The organism is Mycobacterium pseudokansasii (assembly GCF_900566075.1).
Classification (GTDB): domain Bacteria; phylum Actinomycetota; class Actinomycetes; order Mycobacteriales; family Mycobacteriaceae; genus Mycobacterium; species Mycobacterium pseudokansasii.
The window spans coordinates 3,995,574-4,016,062 of the sequence record NZ_UPHU01000001.1 but is presented as its reverse complement, the minus strand read 5'-3'; the positions used below and the strand labels follow the sequence as shown (position 1 = coordinate 4,016,062).

General features: G+C 66.2%; 15 protein-coding genes and 1 pseudogene. 8 read left to right on the top strand and 8 right to left on the bottom strand.

The annotated features are described in order from the left end of the window. Positions 1 to 54: 54 nt before the first annotated feature. Together EET10_RS18175 and EET10_RS18170 are read left to right on the top strand one after the other, a co-directional pair. Positions 55 to 282: pseudogene (locus EET10_RS18175) on the top strand (SAM-dependent methyltransferase); the annotation flags it as partial. After that, on the top strand, positions 279 to 914 hold the full coding sequence (locus EET10_RS18170) for a class I SAM-dependent methyltransferase (RefSeq protein ID WP_122502381.1): 636 nt from the start codon (positions 279 to 281) through the stop codon (positions 912 to 914). The pseudogene EET10_RS18175 and the gene EET10_RS18170, both read left to right, overlap by 4 nt. Before the next feature lie 402 nt (positions 915 to 1,316). On the opposite strand, the gene EET10_RS18160 is transcribed toward EET10_RS18170, so the two are convergent. Then, entirely contained in the window at positions 1,317 to 3,707 is a 2,391-nt protein-coding gene (locus EET10_RS18160; RefSeq protein WP_167480196.1) for an ATP-binding protein, read from the bottom strand. Between the two features lie 157 nt (positions 3,708 to 3,864). On the opposite strand from EET10_RS18160, the gene EET10_RS18155 reads away from it, so the two are divergent. Next, positions 3,865 to 4,878, top strand: a complete 1,014-nt coding sequence (locus EET10_RS18155; RefSeq protein WP_036402386.1) for a TIGR03617 family F420-dependent LLM class oxidoreductase — start codon at positions 3,865 to 3,867, stop codon at positions 4,876 to 4,878. A gap of 117 nt (positions 4,879 to 4,995) precedes the next feature. Continuing rightward, the gene (gene htpG, locus EET10_RS18150; protein ID WP_036402388.1) at positions 4,996 to 6,957 is read left to right on the top strand and encodes a molecular chaperone HtpG; all 1,962 of its coding nucleotides are present in this window, start codon (positions 4,996 to 4,998) and stop codon (positions 6,955 to 6,957) included. 12 nt (positions 6,958 to 6,969) lie between these two features. Here htpG and EET10_RS18145 read toward each other — a convergent pair whose 3' ends face one another. From EET10_RS18145 to EET10_RS18135, 3 genes are all read right to left on the bottom strand, one after another. Further along, complete coding sequence (locus EET10_RS18145; RefSeq protein ID WP_036402391.1) at positions 6,970 to 7,938, bottom strand: aldo/keto reductase; 969 nt, start codon at positions 7,936 to 7,938, stop codon at positions 6,970 to 6,972. Between the two features lie 32 nt (positions 7,939 to 7,970). Beyond that, positions 7,971 to 8,585, bottom strand: coding sequence for a TetR/AcrR family transcriptional regulator (locus tag EET10_RS18140; RefSeq protein WP_036402393.1), 615 nt, complete (start codon positions 8,583 to 8,585; stop codon positions 7,971 to 7,973). Between the two features lie 99 nt (positions 8,586 to 8,684). Beyond that, positions 8,685 to 9,908, bottom strand: coding sequence for an alkane 1-monooxygenase (locus EET10_RS18135; RefSeq protein ID WP_036402793.1), 1,224 nt, complete (start codon positions 9,906 to 9,908; stop codon positions 8,685 to 8,687). A 288-nt stretch (positions 9,909 to 10,196) separates the two neighbouring features. Here EET10_RS18135 and glgX point away from each other — a divergent pair, with 288 nt between their 5' ends. Together glgX and EET10_RS18125 are read left to right on the top strand one after the other, a co-directional pair. Then, positions 10,197 to 12,383, top strand: a complete 2,187-nt coding sequence (gene glgX / locus EET10_RS18130; RefSeq protein WP_122502819.1) for a glycogen debranching protein GlgX — start codon at positions 10,197 to 10,199, stop codon at positions 12,381 to 12,383. Positions 12,384 to 12,557: 174 nt separating this feature from the next. Next, positions 12,558 to 13,325 (top strand): SDR family oxidoreductase, encoded by a 768-nt coding sequence (locus EET10_RS18125; protein WP_174719742.1) that lies wholly within the window; start codon positions 12,558 to 12,560, stop codon positions 13,323 to 13,325. A gap of 97 nt (positions 13,326 to 13,422) precedes the next feature. Here EET10_RS18125 and EET10_RS18120 read toward each other — a convergent pair whose 3' ends face one another. From EET10_RS18120 to EET10_RS18110, 3 genes are read right to left on the bottom strand one after another with little or no spacing between them, the layout of a single operon-like run. Further along, on the bottom strand, positions 13,423 to 14,436 hold the full coding sequence (locus EET10_RS18120) for an acyl-CoA dehydrogenase family protein (RefSeq protein ID WP_122502379.1): 1,014 nt from the start codon (positions 14,434 to 14,436) through the stop codon (positions 13,423 to 13,425). Next, positions 14,433 to 15,572 carry an acyl-CoA dehydrogenase family protein gene (locus EET10_RS18115; protein WP_036402797.1) on the bottom strand — a complete coding sequence of 380 codons (1,140 nt, stop codon included), beginning with the start codon at positions 15,570 to 15,572 and terminating at the stop codon, positions 14,433 to 14,435. The genes EET10_RS18120 and EET10_RS18115 overlap by 4 nt, the downstream gene beginning before the upstream one ends. After that, positions 15,572 to 16,348: a crotonase/enoyl-CoA hydratase family protein gene (locus tag EET10_RS18110; protein ID WP_036402400.1), complete on the bottom strand. Its 777-nt coding sequence runs from the start codon at positions 16,346 to 16,348 to the stop codon at positions 15,572 to 15,574. The genes EET10_RS18115 and EET10_RS18110 overlap by 1 nt, the downstream gene beginning before the upstream one ends. Before the next feature lie 111 nt (positions 16,349 to 16,459). Here EET10_RS18110 and EET10_RS18105 point away from each other — a divergent pair, with 111 nt between their 5' ends. Beyond that, positions 16,460 to 17,263, top strand: a complete 804-nt coding sequence (locus tag EET10_RS18105; protein WP_036402403.1) for an SDR family NAD(P)-dependent oxidoreductase — start codon at positions 16,460 to 16,462, stop codon at positions 17,261 to 17,263. Positions 17,264 to 17,283: 20 nt separating this feature from the next. Here the strand turns inward: EET10_RS18105 and EET10_RS18100 are convergent, their stop codons facing one another. After that, the gene (locus tag EET10_RS18100; RefSeq protein ID WP_036402406.1) at positions 17,284 to 17,796 is read right to left on the bottom strand and encodes a hypothetical protein; all 513 of its coding nucleotides are present in this window, start codon (positions 17,794 to 17,796) and stop codon (positions 17,284 to 17,286) included. A gap of 285 nt (positions 17,797 to 18,081) precedes the next feature. Between EET10_RS18100 and EET10_RS18095 the strand changes: the two genes are divergently transcribed. Then, positions 18,082 to 20,463, top strand: a complete 2,382-nt coding sequence (locus tag EET10_RS18095; protein ID WP_063468239.1) for a heavy metal translocating P-type ATPase — start codon at positions 18,082 to 18,084, stop codon at positions 20,461 to 20,463. Positions 20,464 to 20,489: the final 26 nt, after the last annotated feature.

Here is a 20,489-nt window from a genome sequence, read left to right as displayed (position 1 = left end):
TCAAAGGGCACTTCTGCTGTTACGACACACTCAAGGCGCCAATTGCATCGGTGCATTCAGGCTAAGTGGCGCGAACACGGTTTCGACCTCGAGTTCGCCGATCTGGGCTACGAGGGCGAGCGCAACGACGTCGGCGGCTATCTGGACCAGCTGGGCTGGCGCTCCGCCGCTACCCGAATGAGTCGGTTGTTGGCCGACAGCGGTCTTGCGGCGATCCCCCAAACCAACGACTCGGTGTCGATGGCCGACACCATCTACTACAGCTCCGTGCTGGGCGTATGACGCAAGCGCGTCGCCGCGGGCTCAACGGCGTCGTCACCCGGATGTGGAGCCTGCTGGCCCCAGCCTACGACCTGCCGGTGTTGCAGCAGTGGGTGTACCGTCCGCCGCACGACGAGGTGATTGCGCATCTGCGCGGCCACGGATCCCGCAAGATCGCTGATATCGCCTGCGGCACAGGAATTCTCAGCGACCGGATCCAGCGCGAACTGAATCCCGACGAGATCTACGGCGTCGACATGTCCGACGGCATGCTCAACCAGGCGCGCGCCAGATCCAACCGAGTGCAGTGGATGCGTGGTCCTGCCGAGCAACTGCCCTTCGACGATGGCGCACTCGACGCCGTGGTGACGACCTCGGCGTTTCACTTCTTCGATCAGCCGGTGGCGTTGCGGGAATTCCATCGGGTACTGGCGCCCGGCGGGCTGGTGGCCGTGGCGGCCCTGAGCGCACGCCAACCGCTGCTGCAGGCACTCTCGGCCGGCAGGTGGAAGCCACAGCACAATGCCTCGCCGGCCGAGGTGCGGGCACTGTTCGAAGACGCCGGGTTCGTCGTGAGCGATCAGCACCGGGTCCGGCGGCCGGTCTGGACGAAGATCGTGTCAGACCTGATCACCGTCGGCACCAAGCGCTGACGGGTGAGCACGTAGCGACGGCTCTTGCGGGCGGTACCCGACAACCCCGAAGACGTTGTCCACCACGCGCTAACTCCGCGCGCATCTTCTCGGCGAACAAGCCGACTGCCGGTAACGGCCGCAGCATGACGGTGATCTCGTCGATCAAGCCGTCGGGCCTAGCCTGACTTGATAGCGGCGCGGAATGCGTGCATGGCGATCTCCTTTACAGGGGCAGTGTCCGGCCCACGGCGACCGTGACGGCGGCGACGAGGATCAGTGCGGTCAACGCGACGTTGCGCGGCTAGAGTCCACAGAAACCCGGTGCCGGGCTGATCAGGCACACCGGCGGCTACCCCTCCGGTGCCACCGTGTCGTCCGTTGGCAACGGCCGCGCCCAGGCCGCCGTCGTTGCTGGTTCGGTCAGTCTTCCGCGGGCTGGGTGACAGCCATGGGCACCGTCCAGGTCCACGCCGTCTCGCCCGTTTCCGGCGTGGTCATCTCCAGTCGCGCACCGCGCGCGGCAAGCTGCTGGGGGAGTAGGGCCGTCGGGTCGGTGGCCGCCGTCGGACTTGGGGCTGTTCTGGATTTTTCGATCACGGTGACCACCAGGTCGGTCTCACAGGTGGCCTGCAAGATGATCTCGTCGGCGATTGCATGCCGCAGAATCGCCGTGACCAGCTGCTGGACCGCGTCGTAGAGCCCGCTTGTGATGGCTCTGTCGATGGTGTCCAGCGGGCCGGTGAAGAAAACCTGGAATCTGGCGTCCAGAGCTTCGGCCACTTCGCCGAGCAGATCCGACATGCGCAGCCGAAAGTTGGTCTCGTCGCCGGTCGGTATGTCGAGTTCGTTGATGGTGTTGCGGACCTCGTTGATGACGGCGTCGAGTTCGCTGACCGACTCGCCGATGCGTTCGGCGACGGCCGGTACTCGGGCCAGCGGCAAGACTGCGCTGAGTTGCAGACTGATCAGAAACAACCGCTGAGTCACCGAGCGATGCAGTTCCAGTGCGATGCGTTCGCGCTCGGCCGCCACTCGTAAGGTCCGTGCCTGCGCTTCGGCGAGGCGCAGATTCACCAGGTTGTCCACCCGCGCCCGAAGCTCGCCCAGCTGGAATGGCTTGGACAGGTAGTCGTTGGCGCCGGCTTGTAGCAATGCCAGCCTGGATTGGTCGTCGGCGCGGGCGGTGAGGATCAGCACCGGTGTGTTGGCCAGCACCGGGTCGGCGCGGACCTGGTGCAGCAGTTCGTCGCCGCTGAGCTGCGGCATCATGATGTCGCACACGATCAGGTCCGGGCGGTGCGCACGCGCCAGCTCCAGTCCGGACCGCCCGTCGAACGCCGCCTTGACCCGATAGCGCGGCGACAGTGATTGGCACACAAAGGTATTGAGGTCGACATTGTCTTCGATCACCACGATGACAGGTTTGGAGTCTGCGATGTCCGGTTCACCCTGGACTGACGTTGTCGAGATCGCGGTGATTTCGGCTATCGCGCCGGCGGGATCCGGGCTGGAGCGCTCTTCGCCGCGGGGACTGGCCGGCTGCACCGGCAGACCCGCCGGCGCGAGCCGTGGAAGGTCGACGATGACCAGCGCTCCGCCTTCACGGGCGTCGCTGATGGTGACACTGCCCCGGTGCAATCCCACCAGGTCGCGGACAATGCTCAGTCCTAACCCGGTGCCACCGACCGCCCGCGTGGGACCGCCCTCGACCTGGTGGAACCTTTCGAAGACCGCCGCGCGCTGCTCGTGTGGAATTCCCGGACCGCTGTCGGCGACCTCGATAATGACTCGATGGTCGGGATCCGTCGAGACCGAACAACGCACTGTGCCACTGGGCCGGGTGAATTTAAAAGCATTGGACAACAAATTCACCAATATCTGGTGCAAGTGCTCGGGGTCGAGTTCCGCCGTAACAGGCTGGTCTGCGTTGACGCTGAATTCGATGTCACGGTCTACGGCAAGCGATTCGAACAGGGAGGCACCCAGGCGCACATGCTCGGCGACGTCCACGTGCGCGTAATTGGGTTGGACGGCACCGGCTTCCAGCCGAGAGGCATCCAGCAGGTTGTTGACGTGCCGTTGCAGCAACCGGGCGTTGCGGACGATCAGCTCGAGATCGGCACGTGACGGCTCCTGCGGTTCGGTCGATTCCAGCAGCCTGCGGGCGGGCTCCAAGATTAGCATCAGCGGGGTCCGCAGTTCGTGGCTGACGTTGGCGAAGAACTGGCTTTTCAGGTCGTCGAGTTCCTTGGCACGCGCGTAGAGATCGGCCAGTTCGGCGTTGGCCTCCTTGAGCTTTCGGCTTGCCTCGGCCACCTCGTAGGCGCGGGCGAAGACCTCCTGCTCCATCTGCTGGGTGGTGGCGCGCAGCGCGGCGGTCTCCTGCTGCTGTGCCGCGTCGGATGCTTGCAGGCGGACGAACTCGGTGACGTCCTCGACCCGATGAATGACATAGCGCAACTTGCCGGCCGAGTCCAATACCGGTGAGTTGGCGGGGCTCCAGAAGCGTTCCTCGAAGTCCCCGTCCGGGCGCCGAACATCGTAACGCTGCACCGGCATCGCGTCGGGGACGCGATCGCGCACCACCCGTTCCAGCGACACCCGCAGGTTGCGGACTCCTTCGGCATTGGGGTCATCGGGGTTGTCCGGAAAGATCTCGAAGATGACGTGTCCCAGAATCCGCGTTCGTTCGGTCATCGTCGCCTGCAGGTAAGCGTCGGTGACGGCGACGATCCTCAAGTCAGGGTCCAGTACCAAGAACAAGCCCGGAGCCGACTCGAACAACAGCCGGAAGTCGACAGCCTCAGTCAAACGCGCACCTACGTTCTCGCATCGCGTTAACGCTACTATCGCGCCACGCCGCCTATCGGCCAAACCGAAGCGGCGATCCAACCGTAGCCCGGTCGATGGGCAGCGGCGGAAGATCCGGATGCAGCGGTGCCGCCGACCGTGCACGTAGGCTCCCGCCATGCATATCGACGCGATGACGTTTCCCGAGCCCTTAGGCAAGGTCGGTGACGTGGCCCGGCAGGCCCGGGCGGCCGGATTCTCCGGTCTGGTGTTCACCGAGGCGGGCCGCACCGCCTATCTCGGTGCCGCCGTGGCCTCGCAGGCGGCTCCCGGCCTCGAGTTGTCCACCGGCGTCGCGGTGGCCTTTCCCCGAAGCCCCTTCGTCACGGCGGCCACCGCGTGGGAGCTTCAGGACGCAACCGGCGGCAGATTTCGCCTGGGTCTGGGCACACAGGTGCGCCGTCACGTCGTGCACCGCTACGGGACGGCTTTCGACCGGCCCGGGCCGCGGTTGCGCGACTACGTGCTGGCCGTCAAGGCGTGTTTCTCCGCTTTCCGCACCGGGACGCTCGATCACCACGGCGAGTTCTATGACCTCGACTTCATCACGCCGCAGTGGAGCCCGGGCCCCATCGACGTCCCCGATCCCAAAGTCGATGTCTCGGCGGTAAATCCATGGATGCTGCGGATGGCGGGGGAAGTGGCCGACGGCGTACACGTCCATCCGATTGGCGAGCCTGGCTACATCGCCCGGCACGTTGTGCCCAACGTGTCCCTGGGCGCGGCAAGAGCGGGGCGCGCACCGTCGGACATCGCGTTGATCGTGCCCGTGCTGACGATCGTCGGCGACAGCGACGAAGAACGTGACAAGGAACGAGAAGCCGTGCGAGCCAGCATCGCCTTCTACGCCAGCACACCCAACTACGCGTTCATCTTGGACGAGGCGGGATTCGAGGGCACGACCGCCCGGATACGGGAGAAACAGAAGGCCGGTGACTTCGCCGGCATGGCGGGCCAGATCACCGATGAGCACATTGCCGTCTTCGCCACGGAGTCGACCTGGGACGGGTTGGCGGACGCGCTGGCCGACAAGTACGCCGCGATCACCGGCCGCCTCGTCTTCTACAACGCCCGAGGCGATCGGGAGCGCTTCGAGCGGTACGGCGAGGTAGCCCGCCGCATACGGCGGTGATGCGATCTCGGTGACCGTTGCCGACGCGGCGGGCCGCCTACTGGGGCGGTGACCCCCAGCCAACGGCCGGCTGGCGGCTCGCTAAATTCGAGACGCGATCTCGTCGGAAGGAATGTCATGAACGCACATGTCGAGCAGCTGGAGTTTCAGGCGGAGGCCCGGCAACTGCTGGATCTGATGGTCCATTCGGTGTACTCCAACAAGGATTCATTCCTGCGAGAGTTGATCTCGAATGCTTCCGATGCGCTGGACAAGCTGCGGATCGAAGCCCTGCGCAACAAGGATCTCGACCCCAACACCATTGACACCTCCGATCTGCACATCCAGCTCGAGGTGGACAAAGGTGCAAGAACTCTGACCGTTCGCGACAACGGCATCGGTATGACGCGCGCCGAGGTCGTGGACCTGATCGGGACGCTTGCCAAGTCGGGCACCGCCGAGCTCCGACAGCAACTCAGGGAGGCCAAGAACCTCAAGAACGACGCCGCCTCCGAGGAACTGATCGGTCAATTCGGCATCGGCTTCTACTCGTCCTTCATGGTGGCCGACAAAGTCGAGCTGCTGACCCGCAAGGCCGGCGAGAGCGAAGCCACCCGGTGGGAATCCAGCGGCGACGGCACTTACACCATCGAATCCGTCGACGCATCAACTGCCGGGGTTGGGCAGGGAACGTCGGTCACGCTGCACCTCAAGCCCGAAGACGCCGAGAACGACCTGTTCGACTACACCTCGGAGTGGAAGATCAGGAGCCTGGTCAAGAAGTACTCCGACTTCATCGCCTGGCCCATCCGGATGGAGGTCGAGAAGCGCACCCCACCCGCCCCCGACGACGAAGGTGGCGAAGAGACGGTCAGCGTCGAAACCGAGACCCTCAACTCCATGAAGGCGCTATGGGCCAGGCCCAAAGAAGAGGTCTCCGCCGAGGAGTACCAGGAGTTCTACAAGCACATCGCACACGCCTGGGACGACCCGCTCGAAGTCATCGCGATGAAGGCCGAGGGTACCTTCGAATATCAAGCCCTGCTGTTCATCCCCAAGCACGCCCCGTTCGACCTGTTCAACCGGGATGCCAGCTTCGGAATCCAGCTCTACGTCAAGCGCGTGTTCATCATGGGCGACTGCGACCAGCTCATGCCCGAATACCTGCGCTTCGTCAAGGGTGTGGTCGACGCACAGGACATGTCGCTCAACGTGTCCAGGGAACTCCTGCAGCAGGATCGCCAGATCAAGGCCATCCGTCGCCGCCTGACCAAGAAGGTCCTGGCCACCATCAAGGACCTGCAGGGCGAGCGCCCGGAGGACTATCGCACCTTCTGGACCCAATTCGGCAAGGTCGTCAAGGAGGGCCTGCTGTCGGACTTCGACAACCGGGAAACCCTGCTGCAGATTTCGTCCTTCGCCTCGACTCACAGCGAGGAGGAGGCCACCACGCTGGCCGAGTACGTGTCGCGCATGAAGGAGGGCCAGGAGCAGATCTTCTACGCCACCGGGGAGTCGCGTCAGCAGATCCTGAGGTCCCCGCATCTCGAGGCGTTCCAAGCCAAGGGCTACGAGGTGCTGCTGCTCACCGACCCGGTCGACGAAGTGTGGGTCGGGGTGGTCAGCGAGTTCGACGGCAAGCCGCTGCAGTCGGTCGCCAAAGGCGAGGTGGACCTCGACTCGGCGGAGGACCAGAGCGAGGCGGAGCGCGAGGAGCAGCAGAAGGAGTTCGCCGACCTGCTCACCTGGCTGAAGGAGACCTTGAGCGAGCACGTCAAGGAAGTGCGGTTGTCGACACGGCTGACCGAGTCGCCGGCCTGCCTGATCACCGACGCCTTCGGGATCACCCCGGCGCTGGCCCGCATCTACCGGGCTTCGGGGCAGGAAGTGCCGGTCGGCAAGCGGATCTTGGAACTCAACCCCAATCACCCGCTGGTGACCGGCTTGCGTCAAGCGCACCAAGACCGCAGTGACGATCCCTCCTTACCGGAGACTGCGGAATTACTCTACGGCACAGCGCTTTTGGCCGAAGGCGGGACACCAGAGGATCCGGCGCGGTTTGCGGAGCTGCTGGCCGGCCGGCTGACCCGCACGATTTAGCCGTACACCGCTTTATCGGCGGAGCTTCTCACGGACCGTGTCGGTGAGGAACTGCCTCATCGACGTTGGACGAAATGCCTTGGCCGCCTTGGTGAGTGCCTCACGGGATTCCGCGCTGAGCTCGAGATCGGCTGCGGCGACGTTGAACTCGAGCTGTTCGACGCTGGATGCCCCGGGGATCGCGACCACTCCCGGCAGGCTGATCAGCCACGCCAGCGCCACCTGGGCCGGCTTGGCGTCGACCTCTGCGGCAACATCGCGAAGCGTCTGCAGCAGCGGCTCGATCCGGCGCAGATTCTCGCTGCTGAACAGTTGGTTGACGGCACGCACGCCGCCCGGCCGGTTGTCCACGCCGTACTTGCCGCCCAGCAGGCCCTGTGCCAGCGGGCTGTAGGCGATGACGACGCGGTTCTCCCGCTCGGCGAACGGAACCAGGTCGTCGAGCGCGCCCGGGTGCGCCAGGGAGAAATGCACCTGGTTGCTGATGACCGGGCGGCCGAGCGCGGCGTCGGCCTTTCGCCATCGGGCCAGCGAGTAGTTGGACACACCGGCCGCGCCGATCTTGCCTCCGTCGAGAAGCTCGCGCATTCCGGGCATGATCACCGAATCGGGGACCACCGGATTGGGCTGGTGAACCTGGTAGAGCGGGATGCGGTCGAGCTGCAGCCGCCGGGCGCTGGCCTGCGCGCGCTGCTTGATGACGGCGGGAAACGGAGCGATCGGCAAGATCTTGCTGGCCACCGCGACCTTGTCGCGCTGGTCGCCGAGTGCCTCGCCGAGGATCCGTTCGCTTCTGCCGAAGCCGTAGACCTCGGCGGTGTCGAACAGCGTGACACCCAGCTCGAGGGCGCGCTGCACGATGTCGCGGGCCGCGCCGGAGGCGTAACGGTCCCCGTATCCCCATTCGCGGGAACCGAACTGCCAGGTGCCCAGCCCGATGCGGCTGACTTTTCCTATTCCGTCGACGTCGAGATATTTCATATTTCACACCGTACTGAGGTCCGCACGTTCGATTAGCCACCGATCGATTCGACGAACGGCGTGAGCAGACGCGCCATGCCCCTCGCGGCTTCGTCGGCGTCGGCCGGGGGCAGCGCGAGAAAGCTCAGTGCGGCCCGGACCACAGCCTGCCCCATCACTGTCGCGTCGTATTCGTCGGCGTTAACCCAGCTGTGTTGGAAGGTCCGCGACAGCTGGCTCGAGGCATGGTCGACCAGGAACTGGCTCTCGACCGTGATCAACCGGAGAATGTCGTTGGGAGCATCCTCGGTTCGCAACACCTGCACAAGGGGATCGTGGTCGACGCGGTCGAAGAAGTCGCGAAAGACCGTCCGCATGGCACCGTAGCCGTCGCCGTGGTGTTCGTCGATGGCCGTTCGCATGCCGGTGACGATGGTGTCCGTCAGTCGAAGGGCATAGCTACGCGCCAGGCCGCGTCGTGACTGGAACTCGTTGTAGATGGTGCCCCTGCTGACGCCGGCCGCCGATGCCACGTCGGCCATCGTGATCGACGACCACTTCCGCTGGAGCAGCAAGCCGTGCAGCGCGTCGAGCACCCCGTTGTGCATCAGGCTCAAAGCGGTGCTCTGATACGGGTTGCGGTTTCGCGACGGCTCGGTGTCGACCATGTGGCTGAGATTAGTGTGCACGGACGGTGCTTTCGGCGTCGTGCCCGCGGGGCCGGCGTCGGTACCCGCGGGCGGACCCCGGGCATGGACCGGCGGCCATCACCGGGTTCCGTAGCGGGCCAGGACTTTGTCGCGCTTGCGCGGATCGATGTTCACCTTGGTGATGTCACCGCCGTAGTGCTCGATTACGCGGTGGTCCATCACCTTTCGCCACAGCGGGGGAAGATAGGTCAGAGTGATCAGGGTGGCGTACCCGCTGGGCAGGTTGGGGGCACCGGCCATGCTGCGCAGCGTCTGATAGCGGCGCAGGGGATTGGCGTGATGATCGCTGTGCCGCTGCAGGTGGTAGAGAAAGATGTTGGTGACGATGTGATCGGAGTTCCAGCTGTGCATCGGCGCGCATCGTTCGTAGCGTCCGGAAGCGTTTCGTTGCCGCAGTAGACCGTAATGTTCGAGGTAGTTGACCGATTCCAGCAGCGACGCGCCGTAGAACGCCTGGATGATCAGGAACGGCAGCACCTGCCACCCGAAGGCGGCGGTCAGCCCGCCGAACAGGACGATCGACATGACCCAGGCGTTCAGCACGTCGTTGCGCAGGCTCCAGGTGGGCTCGTTGATCCGCTGCATGCGGGTCTTTTCCAGATCCCAGGCCGACTTGAGTGAGCCGAACATGCTGCGCGGCAGGAACATCCAAAAGCTTTCCGCGAATCGCGCGCTGGCCGGATCCTCCGGGGTGGCCACCCGCACATGATGGCCGCGGTTGTGCTCGATGTAGAAGTGTCCGTACAGCGTCTGGGCGAGGGTGATCTTGGACAGCCATCGCTCGAGGTTCTCGCGCTTGTGCCCCATCTCGTGGGCGGTGTTGATGCCTACTCCGCCGACGACGCCGATGGTCAGCGTCACGCCGATCTTGGAGATCAGGCCCAGGCCGCCGCTGATCCCGAGCCAGCTCAGGTCGTCGGCCGTCCACAGGTAGCACGCCAGCACCAGGCTGACCATCTGGAAGGGAATGAACGCGTAAGTGCAGTAACGGTAGTACTTGTCGTTCTCGAGTCGCTCCATCACCTCGTCGGGCGGGTTTTGGCCGTCGGGGCCGAAGAACAGGTCCAGGATGGGCAACAACACGTAAAGCAACAGTGGCCCGACCCACCACAACACCGGCGTGGCGGCGTTCCAGCCGAGTTTGCCGAACACCCAGGCAAGCGCCACGCTCACCGGCAACGCCGTGGGCAGGACGAGTCCTACCAGCCACAGGTGTCGCTTGCGGTCCCGCCATCGTTCGACCGGAGACTCTATTACTGCTCCTATTGCGGTAGTCCCCATGGTGTTTCCCTTCTGGACTAGGTCACCGCCGGGGCGGCGGGTCGACCTGATGAACATATCAAATGATTTGTTCAATTGGTAGATAAATCAGGAAATTTGTTCAACCGCGGTGGCCGACGACTCTGGGCTCCGCGGTGCGCGCTGACATCCCATACGCTGCGCCAGCGCCGTGCGCTGCGAAATCGCTTCGTCCACAAGGTGTTTGGTATGCAACTGGCATCGACCGAAGTCGACGAGGATAACGCGGGCCGGGTTTGGCCGCGGCACCGACGGGGTATCAACTGCGCCATGACCAGCGCCCCCTTCCTCGCCGCCCCGCCGACCCTCGAAGTCTGGCCTGGCCGGGCCTACCCGCTGGGCGCGACATACGACGGGGCTGGCACCAATTTCGCACTGTTCAGCGAGGTCGCCGAGAAGGTCGAGCTGTGCCTGTTCGACGCCGACGGCATCGAGACCCGGATCACCATGCCGGAGGTCGACGCCTTCGTCTGGCACGCCTACCTGCCGACCATCGAACCCGGCCAGCGCTACGGGTATCGGGTCCACGGTCCCTACGACCCCCGCGCCGGCCACCGGTGCAACCCGAGCAAATTGCTGCTGGACCCGTATTCCAAGGCCATCGACGGCATTTTCGACTGGAACCAATCGCTGTTCGGCTACGCCTTCGGTGACCCGGAGAGCCGCAACGACGACGACTCGGCGGCCAGTATGCCCAAGGCCGTGGTGATCAACCCCTACTTCGACTGGGGCACCGACCGCCCGCCCAACCACCACTACGCCGACACCGTCATCTACGAGGCTCACGTCAAAGGCCTGACGCAAACCCACCCGGACGTCCCGGAGCACCTACGCGGCACCTACGCCGCGGTGGCCCACCCGGCGGTCATCGAGCACCTCACCGGCATCGGTGTCACCGCCATCGAGCTGATGCCGGTGCACCACTTCGCCAACGACTCCACCCTGGTCGAGAAGGGGCTCTCGAATTACTGGGGCTACAACACCATCTCGTTCTTTGCGCCCGACCCGAAGTACTCCAGCGCCACGTCGGCAGGCGGCCAGGTGCAGGAGTTCAAGGCGATGGTGCGCACCCTGCACGAGGCGGGAATCGAGGTCATCCTCGACGTGGTCTACAACCACACCGCCGAGGGCAACCACCTGGGCCCGACGCTGTCCATGCGCGGAATCGACAACGCCGCCTACTACCGGCTGGTCGACGACGACAAGCGCTACTACATGGACCACACCGGCACGGGCAACAGCCTCAACGTCGGGCATCCGCACTCGCTGCAGCTGATCATGGATTCGTTGCGGTACTGGGTGACCGAGATGCACGTGGACGGCTTCCGGTTCGACCTGGCCGCGACGCTGGCCCGGGAGTTCTACGAAGTTGACCGGCTAGCAACGTTTTTCGAACTTGTGCAGCAGGATCCGACGGTCAGCCAGGTCAAACTCATCGCCGAGCCCTGGGATGTCGGGCCGGGCGGCTACCAGGTGGGCAATTTTCCGCCGCAATGGACGGAGTGGAACGGGAAGTTCCGCGACACCGTCCGCGACTTCTGGCGCGGTGAGCCCGCCACGCTCGACGAGTTCGCCTACCGGCTGTCCGGATCGGCCGATCTCTACGAGCACACCGCGCGCCGGCCGGTCGCCTCGATCAACTTCGTCACCGCCCACGACGGGTTCACGCTGCGCGACCTGGTGTCCTTCAACGACAAGCACAACGAGGCCAACGGCGAGGACAACAACGACGGCGAAAGCCACAACCGGTCATGGAACTGCGGCGCCGAGGGACCGACGGACGACCCGGGCGTTAACGAGTTGCGCGCCCGCCAGCAGCGCAACTTCCTCACCACCTTGCTGCTGTCCCAAGGCGTGCCGATGATCTGCCACGGTGACGAACTCGGACGCACCCAGAACGGGAACAACAACGGCTACTGCCAGGACAACGAAATCACCTGGATAAATTGGGCGCAAGCCGACGCCGGGCTGCTGGATTTCACCCGCGCGGTGTCGGCACTGCGCGCCAGCCACCCGGTGTTTCGCAGGCGCCGGTTTTTTTCCGGCAAGCCGGTGGGCCGTCGCGGCGAGGACGGTCTGCCCGACATCGCCTGGTTTGCCGCCGACGGATCGGAGATGACCGACGAGGACTGGGGCGCAAGCTTCGCGAAATCCATCGCGGTGTTCCTCAACGGCCACGGCATTCCCGACCGCGACCTACGGGGTCAGCGGGTGCTCGACGACTCGTTTATCCTGTGCTTCAACGCCCACTACGAGCCGATCGAATTCAGCTTGCCACCAGCAAGATTCGGCGAGAAGTGGCGCACCGTGATCTACACCGGTGCCCGAAAGCTGGCGCCCTGCGACGAATTGCCCGCCTCGGCAAGGCTCACCGTCGATGCGCGCAGCACGGTGGTGCTGCAAGCCGCCAGCGAATCGCAGAGCCAGTCCGATATCGCCGGCATTGCCGGTCGGTAGCGCTTCGGCCAGGTGAGAGACCAGCCATCTCGCCGAGACTGTAGTTTTGCAGGCCGGTACTCGTACTTTGTCTGCAATAACACAGTTTCGGCGACCCGATAAACGCTGTGGCTCTGGCGGGTCCCGTCGCACATGGTCAACACTTGGGGAAGGGAGGCGGCTATGTCGAAAACGGTGGTCATCGGCGCCTCGAGCGGCTTGGGGCGCTGCATCGGTATCGGACTTGCGCAGCGCGGCGACGACGTCGCGCTGCTCGCGCGGCGGCTCGAGCGCACCCAGGACGCTGCCAACGAAGCTGGCCCCGGTGCCATCGCCCTGAAATGCGACGTCACCGACGAGGCGTCGTGCCGATCGGCCATCGCCGCGGCCGCCGAGGCGCTCGGCGGAATCGACAACCTCGTCTACGCTCCGGCCATCAGCCCACTGGTCCGCTTGGTCGATACCGATGCCGACACCTGGCGGCGAGTCTTCGACACCAACGTCATTGGCGCGGCGGTGGCGACGGCGGCAGCGGTGCCACACTTGGCCGCCGCCTCGGGCAAGGCGGTCTACTTGTCCTCCGACACGGGCGGTTACACACCGCCGTGGCCCGGTCTCGGCGCGTACGGGGTCAGCAAGGCGGCCCTGGAGAGGCTGGTCGAGGCGTGGCGGGCCGAGCACCCCGAAATCGGGTTTACCTGCCTCATCGTGGGCGAGTGCGCCGGCGGCGAGGGCGATGCGCGGACCGGCATGAACATCGGCTGGGACAGCGATCTAGCCAGGAAGGCCTATCCACTGTGGCTGTCCGCAGGCGCCATGCCGGGCAAGTTGATGCCGGTCGAGGACCTGGTCAATGTGGTGCACACCATCCTGTGCACCCACGCGGCAACGTCGATGCCGGTCGTGGTTGCCAGGGGTGGATCGGCTGCCGGCGGACCGGTTCTCGACGCTGGTGAGGGTTAGGGGAGCCGACCACGCGCAGCGCGAGGTAACGCCAGCGCTTGAATCCAAGAGCGCGATTTGCGCCGTGGCATACGCTCGGCGAAAAATCGCCGTGGCGTCACCCGGTGATCAGGCTCCAGAGGCCGGCCGCCCCCGCTCCCAGTGCCGCGCGGGTGACTTGTTCGTCCCAGTGGTGGACCGAACCGAACTCCGAGCGCCACGCCAGTGCCGCGCGGGTGTACTCGTGCAGGCGGTGTTCACGCGTGGTACCCATCGCGCCATGGACCTGATGGGCGTTGCGCACCACGACCGAACAGGCCTGGCCCGCACACGAACGTGCCACGGCGACAAGGAAATCAAGGTTCGGCGCCGCCCAGTCGCTGCGCACCGCCGCGGTGAGTGCGGCCTCCGTGGCGGCTCGGGCGAGGGCGGCCTCGGCGGCGATGTCGGCGATCAGGTGCTGGATCGCCTGGAATTTCGACAGCGGTCGACCGAACTGGACCCGTGATGTCGCATGCTCGATGGACAGCTGCACACTCCGGTCCAGTGCCGCACATACCTGGATCGCCCGCACCAGTGCGGACTTGCGCGACAGCGTCGCCACCACCGGCGCGGCGATCCGAACCCCGCGCAGCACGGCGGGATCCGCCGATACCGTGTCGCGCGGTTCACCGATCAGGTTGGTACCAGCGGTGATAACGAGCGATTCTGCCGCCAGGTCGGCCACCTGGTATTCGGAGCCGGCTTGCCAGATCACCACGATCCGCTCGGCGCCGCTGGCCCAGGGCACGTCGTCGGCCACGCCCCGGTCGTCGAGCAGACACACCGTTCGCACCGCGCTGTCGGCGGGCATCCGGTTGGCCTGCAACAGCCAGCAGGCCAACAAATCATGCTCGGCCAACGGAATTCGCACCGCATGGCGCACCGCCGCGGCAAGCAGCTCGGCTGCTTCGTACCATCCGGCCCCGCTGCCGCCGGACTCTTCGGAGCCGGTCAGCCGCACCAGGCCGAGATCATCGAGCCGTGTCCACAGCTCGGTGTCACGCGCCACGCCCCCAGGATGGGTGTCACGATAGCCGGCGAAGACGGCGTCCATCATCTCGGCCAGGGCGGGGTCGACTCCGGTCGTCATCGCAGCCCCAGCCCCCGCGCGATGACGCCCCGCAACACCTCGTTGGTGCCGCCCCGCAGCGTGAAACCCGGACGCTGGTCGACCGCCTGCGACACCAGCCCGCCGTGGTGCGAATCGCCACCGGCGTGCCGGTCGGCGAAGTCGGCGATGTCGCCTTCGGCGGTGGTGCCGAGCACCTTGACCACCGCCGCGGGGACGTCGGCCCGTTCGCGGCGCTGCAGCGCCCCGGCCACCGCGGCCGACATCTGATGCAGACCGGCCACCCGCGCCACCAGCCGGCCCAGGTTAGCATCGTGCGAAAGGCGTTGTGCTGCCATGCTTTCAGTGGCCGACGCCAGCAGCACGAAGGTCGACAGGAAGCGTTCGGGCCCGCTGCGCTCGAAGCTCAGCTCGGAGGTCACCTGCTGCCAACCGTTGCCGATTTCGCCGAACACCATGTCGTCGGGAACGAACGCCGCGTCGAGGATGACTTCGTTGAAGTGGTGGTCGCCGTTCATCGAGACGATCGGCCGGATATCGACGCCGGGCCCGCGCAGGTCGACGATGAACTGACTGAGCCCGGCATGCCGATCGGCAGGATCGACCGGTGCGGTGCGGGCGAGCACGATGAACGCGTGCGCGAGGTGGGCGCCCGACGTCCAGACCTTGGTACCCGACAACGACCAGCCATCCTCGACGCGCTCGGCCCGGGTGCGCACACTGGCCAAATCCGAGCCGGAGTCCGGTTCACTCATGCCGATGCCGAAAAAGCACTCGCCGCGCACGATCCGCGGCAGGAAATACGACTTCTGCTCGTGGGTGCCGTATTTCAGCAGCGACGGCACGATTTGGCGGTCCGCGATCCAGTGCGCAGCGACCGGAGCACCGGCTGCCAGGAGTTCTTCGGTGACGACGAACCGCTCCACAAACGAGCGTCCGTGGCCGCCATATTCGACCGGCACCGTCATGCCCAGCCAGCCGCGCGCCGCGAGCGCCGCGGTGAAGTTCTCGTCCCACTGTGTCAGCCAGGCATCGACGGAGGGGGTGAACGCTCCGGTGGCCAGCTGGTCGGCGAGAAACGCGCGAACCTCGGCGCGCAAGGCGTCGGTCGCCGAGGGGTCGACGACGGCGGGCGGCACCAACCTGGGCGGTGCCATCAGCGCGTCTTCCACTTGGCGATGCGGTGCTGGTGCTCGGGGTCGCGATGCGCCAGCGGTTGCATGGCCGCGGCCAGTCCCAGCGTCGACTCGAGTGAGCCGGTCCGGGATTCCTGCAGCAGCCGCTTGGCCATCCGCAACGCGTGGGCCGGATTCTTGCTGATGCGTTCGGCCAGCGCGTGCGCCTCGGTGAGCAGTTCGTCGTGCGGCACCACGTGGCTGACCATGCCCCACTGCAGGGCGGTTGCGGCGTCCACGCGGTCGCCGGTGAACGTCATCTCCGCGGCGCGTTCGTAGCCGACGGTCCGCTGCAGAAACCAGGTGCCGCCGTCGCCGGGGATCAGGCCGAGCTGGACGAAGCTTTCGGCGAACCAGGCGCGCTCCGACGCGACCCGGATGTCGCACATCATCGCCAGGTCGCAGCCGGCGCCGATGGCCGGCCCGTTGATCGCACCGATCAACGGAACCTCGAGGCGGGTCAAAGCCCGTGGGACCCGCTGGATGCCGTCGATATAGGCGTGCCGCTGGTCGAGTGCGTCAAGCCCGAACATCCCGTCGCGGTTGGCCATCTCCTTGACGTTGCCGCCCGCGGAGAAGATCTTGCCCGTCCCGGTCAGAATGACCACGCAGACACTGGTGTCGGCGTTGGCGTCGTCGACGGCGGTCTCGAATTCGGTGATGAAATCCTTGCCGGTGATCGCGTTGCCGACGTCGGGCAGGTTGATCGTCCAGATCCGGATCGGTCCGTTGCTGGCAATGTCCAAGACGGTGCTCATGACGGAAACTGTAAGGACTCGGTCTTGCGCCAACCCGCTCGCGGTGCCCGAATAAAACTGGCGGCTTTCGCCGATGCCACGCGGTGCTGGCTTCAGCGCGGAGGAGGAACCATGCCCGACGTCGCGAAGTACGGCCCGTGGGCGGTGATCGCCGGTGGTTCGGAGGGCGTAGGAGCCGAATTCGCCAAGCAGTTGGCCGGTGACGGGCTGAACCTGGTGCTGATCGCGCGCAAGCCGGGACCGCTGGCCGACACCGCGGACAGGTGTCGGGAGTTCGGTGTGCAGGTTCGTACGATTGCCGTGGATCTCCTTGATCCCGAATCGATTTGGCGGATCAGCGCGGATACGGCCGAGCTGGAGGTTGGCCTGCTGATCTACAACGCCGGTGCCAACACCTGCCGGCAGAAGTTCCTCGACGCCGACCTCGACGACGTCGCTCGAGTCATCGACCTCAACGTGGCCCGGATGCTGGAACTGGTACATCACTTCGGGCGGTCGATGCGGGCCCGCCGCCGCGGCGGCATCCTGCTGGTCGGTTCGACCGCGGGCACGTACGGTTCGATGCGGCAGTCGGTGTATACCGGCGTCAAGGCGTTCAGCCGGCTGTTCGCCGAGAGCCTGTGGCTGGAGCTGCGCGACTACGGGGTTGACGTCCTGGAACTGGTGTTGGGGGTCACACGCACGCCGGCCATGGTGCGAGCCGGGCTGAACTTCGACGTGCCGGGGATCTCGGTTGCCGAACCCGCCGATGTGGCGCGCGAGGGGCTGGAGAACCTGGCACACGGCCCGGTGTTCATCGCCGGCGACAACGCATCGGCGGTGCAGCGCGGCAGTGGACCCGATCGTGCCGCGATAGTCCTCGGCGGCCACCGGCTGATGCAGAAACTCATCGGTGCCTCGCGGCGAGATGTGTGAGGAGACCGACGCTGAGATCGTCAGCTGCCCGGCCCGATGACGAAGCAGCGGCCGGTGCTGCTGTCCAGAAACACTTCTGCCACCGCAGATTGGTTGATGGTCGCAAACTCGAAGCGGTGCACTTGTTGTCCCGCTTGGATATCGGCTTCCTGGGATTCCGTGGTGCCGTCCTTCTTGCGCACTACCGCGGTGACCTTGTCGGGTTTCGACATGTTGTGCGGCTCATGGAAATACCACACCTCGATGCCGGCCCCGGACGACGTCGCCTGCCAGCCGTCGGAGTAGAAACATGCGGGATTGCCTTCGGCGTCCGGCGGCGGCGGTGGACAGATCGACAACCCCACACACGGTGCGGTGGTGGTGGGAGGTGACGCAGTGGTACCGGGTTGAGTGGTGCTCGCAGTGGTCGTGCTGACCGTCGTCGAGGTCGAACGCGAAGCCGACGCGCGTGGCGGCGTCTGCTGCTGCGACGCGCATGCCGCTATCCCCGGCCAACTCAGCGCGAGGACGACCAGCAACCTGATTATCGGCATCGGATTCCTTCGGTGCTCGTCCCGTGGCCGGGTAGGCGGCTAGACCTGTCGGCGCGTGATTGTACGCACCACCCGGCTTGACCAGGTGTCGTTCGACGCTTGTGGATCACGAATGCGTCGACGCCGGCCCGGCCAAGCCCGGTGTCCAAGGACCCGGGGAGCCGGGCATTACGGCGCTAGCAGGGCCAACGCCGAGCTGGTGAACTCGACTGCGGATTCGTTCAGCTGTATCGGGCCCCGCTGTGGTGGACGTCGAAAGTATCGGTCAACGATAGGATTTTCGAGGTGGTTGGCGATACGGCAGCTGGGGGCGGCCGGTGGTTGCCGCGTGTTCGCCGACTGACCCAACCGGCGCTGGTGGTGTCGACCGTCGGTCTGTTGGCCGCCGGTGGGATCGCCTGGTTGCTCGGTGCGCGCGACCTGGCCGACGGCTGCTGGATTGCGGGTACGGTGGTGGCCGTTGCGCCGGCCTCGGTCTGGGTATTGGCCGCATTGCGCCGGGGCCGGATCGGTGTCGACGTCATCGCGGTGTTGTCGCTGATCGGCACCCTGCTGGTGGGCGAATACGTGGCCGGCGCATTGATCGCGGTGATGCTGGCAACTGGTCGCGCCCTCGATGCGGCCGCCGAGCGCCGCGCGTCGCGCGATTTGCGGGCGCTGCTCGAACGTGCGCCCCGGTTCGCCCGCCGACGTGCCGGTACGCAGGTGAGCCTGGTTCCGTTGGCGGAGGTGGCCGTCGACGACATTGTCCTCGTCGGCCCGGGTGAGGTGGTTCCCGTGGACGGGCGCATCGTCGACATGGTGGCCGTCCTGGACGAGTCCGCGCTGACCGGTGAGCCGCTGCAGGTCGAACGGGGGATCGGGGAAGCGGTCCGTAGCGGTGTGGTCAACGCCGGCAGCGCTTTTGAGCTGCGCGCGACCGCAACCGCCGACGAGAGCACCTACGCCGGAATTGTGCGGATGGCGCAACAGGCGGGCGCGGACAATGCGCCGATCGTGCGGTTGGCCGACCGCTACGCGGCGTGGTTCCTGCCGTTGTCGCTGCTGCTGGCCGCGGCGGCCTGGCTGGCGAGCGGGTCGGCCGTCCGCGCCGTGGCGGTTCTGGTGGTGGCAACCCCCTGTCCGCTGCTGCTGGCCGCGCCGGTGGCGATCGTCTCCGGACTGTCCCGGGCCTCCCGGGCGGGGGTGGTGATCCGCAGCGGCGTCGCGTTGGAAAACCTCGGGCACGCAACGACTTTGGTGATGGACAAAACCGGCACGCTGACCATGGGACGTCCTGCCGTGGTTGACGTGGTGGCCGCCCCCGGCCGGGACGCCACCGAGACGCTGCGGCTGGCCGCCTCGGTGGACCAGCTTTCCCCGCACGTCCTGGCCGAGGCCATCGTCACCGACGCGCTCAGCCGGGGTCTGGGTTTGTCACTTCCGACCGATGTCGTCGAAGAGCCGGGCCGCGGTGTCACCGCCAACGTCGACGGGCATCGGGTCACGGTCGGCAAGTCGGCCGCCGACGCCCTGACCGGCGCCTGGGTGCGAGCCGCGGTCAACCGGGCCCGGTTGGACAGCGCGGCGATCGCCTGGGTCTGCGTCGACGGTGACCTGGCCGGGGCGGTGTTGCTGCGCGACCCGTTGCGCCGGCAGGCGCCGCGCACGGTGCGCCGATTGCGCGATGCCGGGCTGACCCGGCTGATCCTGCTCACCGGCGACCGGGCCGAACCCACGCGCGAGGTCGCCACGATTCTGGGCCTGGACGAGGTCTACGCCGACCAGAGCCCGGCCGACAAGTTCGCCGCCGTGCGCGCCGAATCCGAACAGGAGGTGACTGTGATGGTCGGCGACGGCGTCAACGACGCCCCCGCGCTGGCGGCGGCCACGGTCGGGGTGGCGATGGGCGCCCGGGGAGCCACCGCGTCTTCGGAGGCCGCCGACATCGTCTTGACCACCGATCGGCTCGACCGGCTCGCCGATGCGATGGATATCGCGCGCTGGTCCCGGCGGATCGCCGTGCAGAGCGCAGTCGTGGGCATGAGCCTGTCGCTGCTGGCCATGGCGATCGCGGCGCTGGGCTGGCTGCCGCCCGCGGCCGGTGCATTGTTGCAAGAGGGTATCGATATCGCGGTGATCGGCAACGCGCTGCGGGCGTTGCGCGGTAACCCGCACACCGAGCTGCACTTGGCCGCGGGTACCGAGCGGCTGCTGCACCGCTTCGCTGACGAACACGACCAGCTGCGTGACACCATCGCGCTGCTGCGCACCGCCGCCAACCGGGTGGTCGCCGGACCCGATGCCGCGGCGCTGGCGTCGTTGACCGCGGCGCATACTTTGCTGACTGAGCGGATCCTGCCGCACGAACAGGCCGAGGAGGCCCAGCTTTACCCGGCGCTGGCGCGTCCGCTGGGCAGCGGTGAAGCCACAGCCACCATGAGCCGCACCCATGCCGAAATCCAGCGGCTTTCCGATCGGATCGCGACCCACCTGGCGTTGGCGCAGTCGGCCGGGGCAATCCAGCACGATCAACTCGATGACCTGCTGGCCTGCCTGTACGGCCTGTATGCGTTGTTGCGCTTGCACTTCGTGCAGGAAGAGGAAAGCTACTTCACCCTCGCCGAGGACGACTCCGCGACCGGTCTGCCGCCGCGGCCCGCCGGCGCGCAACCGCGCAAATCCTGAATCACGGTTGTCCGGCGTGCTGCCGA

Coding starts and splice junctions, on each gene's coding strand:
- EET10_RS18105 (WP_036402403.1), top strand. CDS start 16,460: ATGCCCGACGTCGCGAAGTACGGCCCGTGGGCGGTGATCGCCGGTGGT.
- EET10_RS18140 (WP_036402393.1), bottom strand. CDS start 8,585: ATGGTCGACACCGAGCCGTCGCGAAACCGCAACCCGTATCAGAGCACC.
- EET10_RS18100 (WP_036402406.1), bottom strand. CDS start 17,796: ATGCCGATAATCAGGTTGCTGGTCGTCCTCGCGCTGAGTTGGCCGGGG.
- EET10_RS18145 (WP_036402391.1), bottom strand. CDS start 7,938: ATGAAATATCTCGACGTCGACGGAATAGGAAAAGTCAGCCGCATCGGG.
- EET10_RS18110 (WP_036402400.1), bottom strand. CDS start 16,348: ATGAGCACCGTCTTGGACATTGCCAGCAACGGACCGATCCGGATCTGG.
- htpG (WP_036402388.1), top strand. CDS start 4,996: ATGAACGCACATGTCGAGCAGCTGGAGTTTCAGGCGGAGGCCCGGCAA.
- EET10_RS18135 (WP_036402793.1), bottom strand. CDS start 9,908: ATGGGGACTACCGCAATAGGAGCAGTAATAGAGTCTCCGGTCGAACGA.
- EET10_RS18155 (WP_036402386.1), top strand. CDS start 3,865: ATGCATATCGACGCGATGACGTTTCCCGAGCCCTTAGGCAAGGTCGGT.
- glgX (WP_122502819.1), top strand. CDS start 10,197: ATGACCAGCGCCCCCTTCCTCGCCGCCCCGCCGACCCTCGAAGTCTGG.
- EET10_RS18120 (WP_122502379.1), bottom strand. CDS start 14,436: ATGACGACCGGAGTCGACCCCGCCCTGGCCGAGATGATGGACGCCGTC.
- EET10_RS18115 (WP_036402797.1), bottom strand. CDS start 15,572: ATGGCACCGCCCAGGTTGGTGCCGCCCGCCGTCGTCGACCCCTCGGCG.
- EET10_RS18170 (WP_122502381.1), top strand. CDS start 279: ATGACGCAAGCGCGTCGCCGCGGGCTCAACGGCGTCGTCACCCGGATG.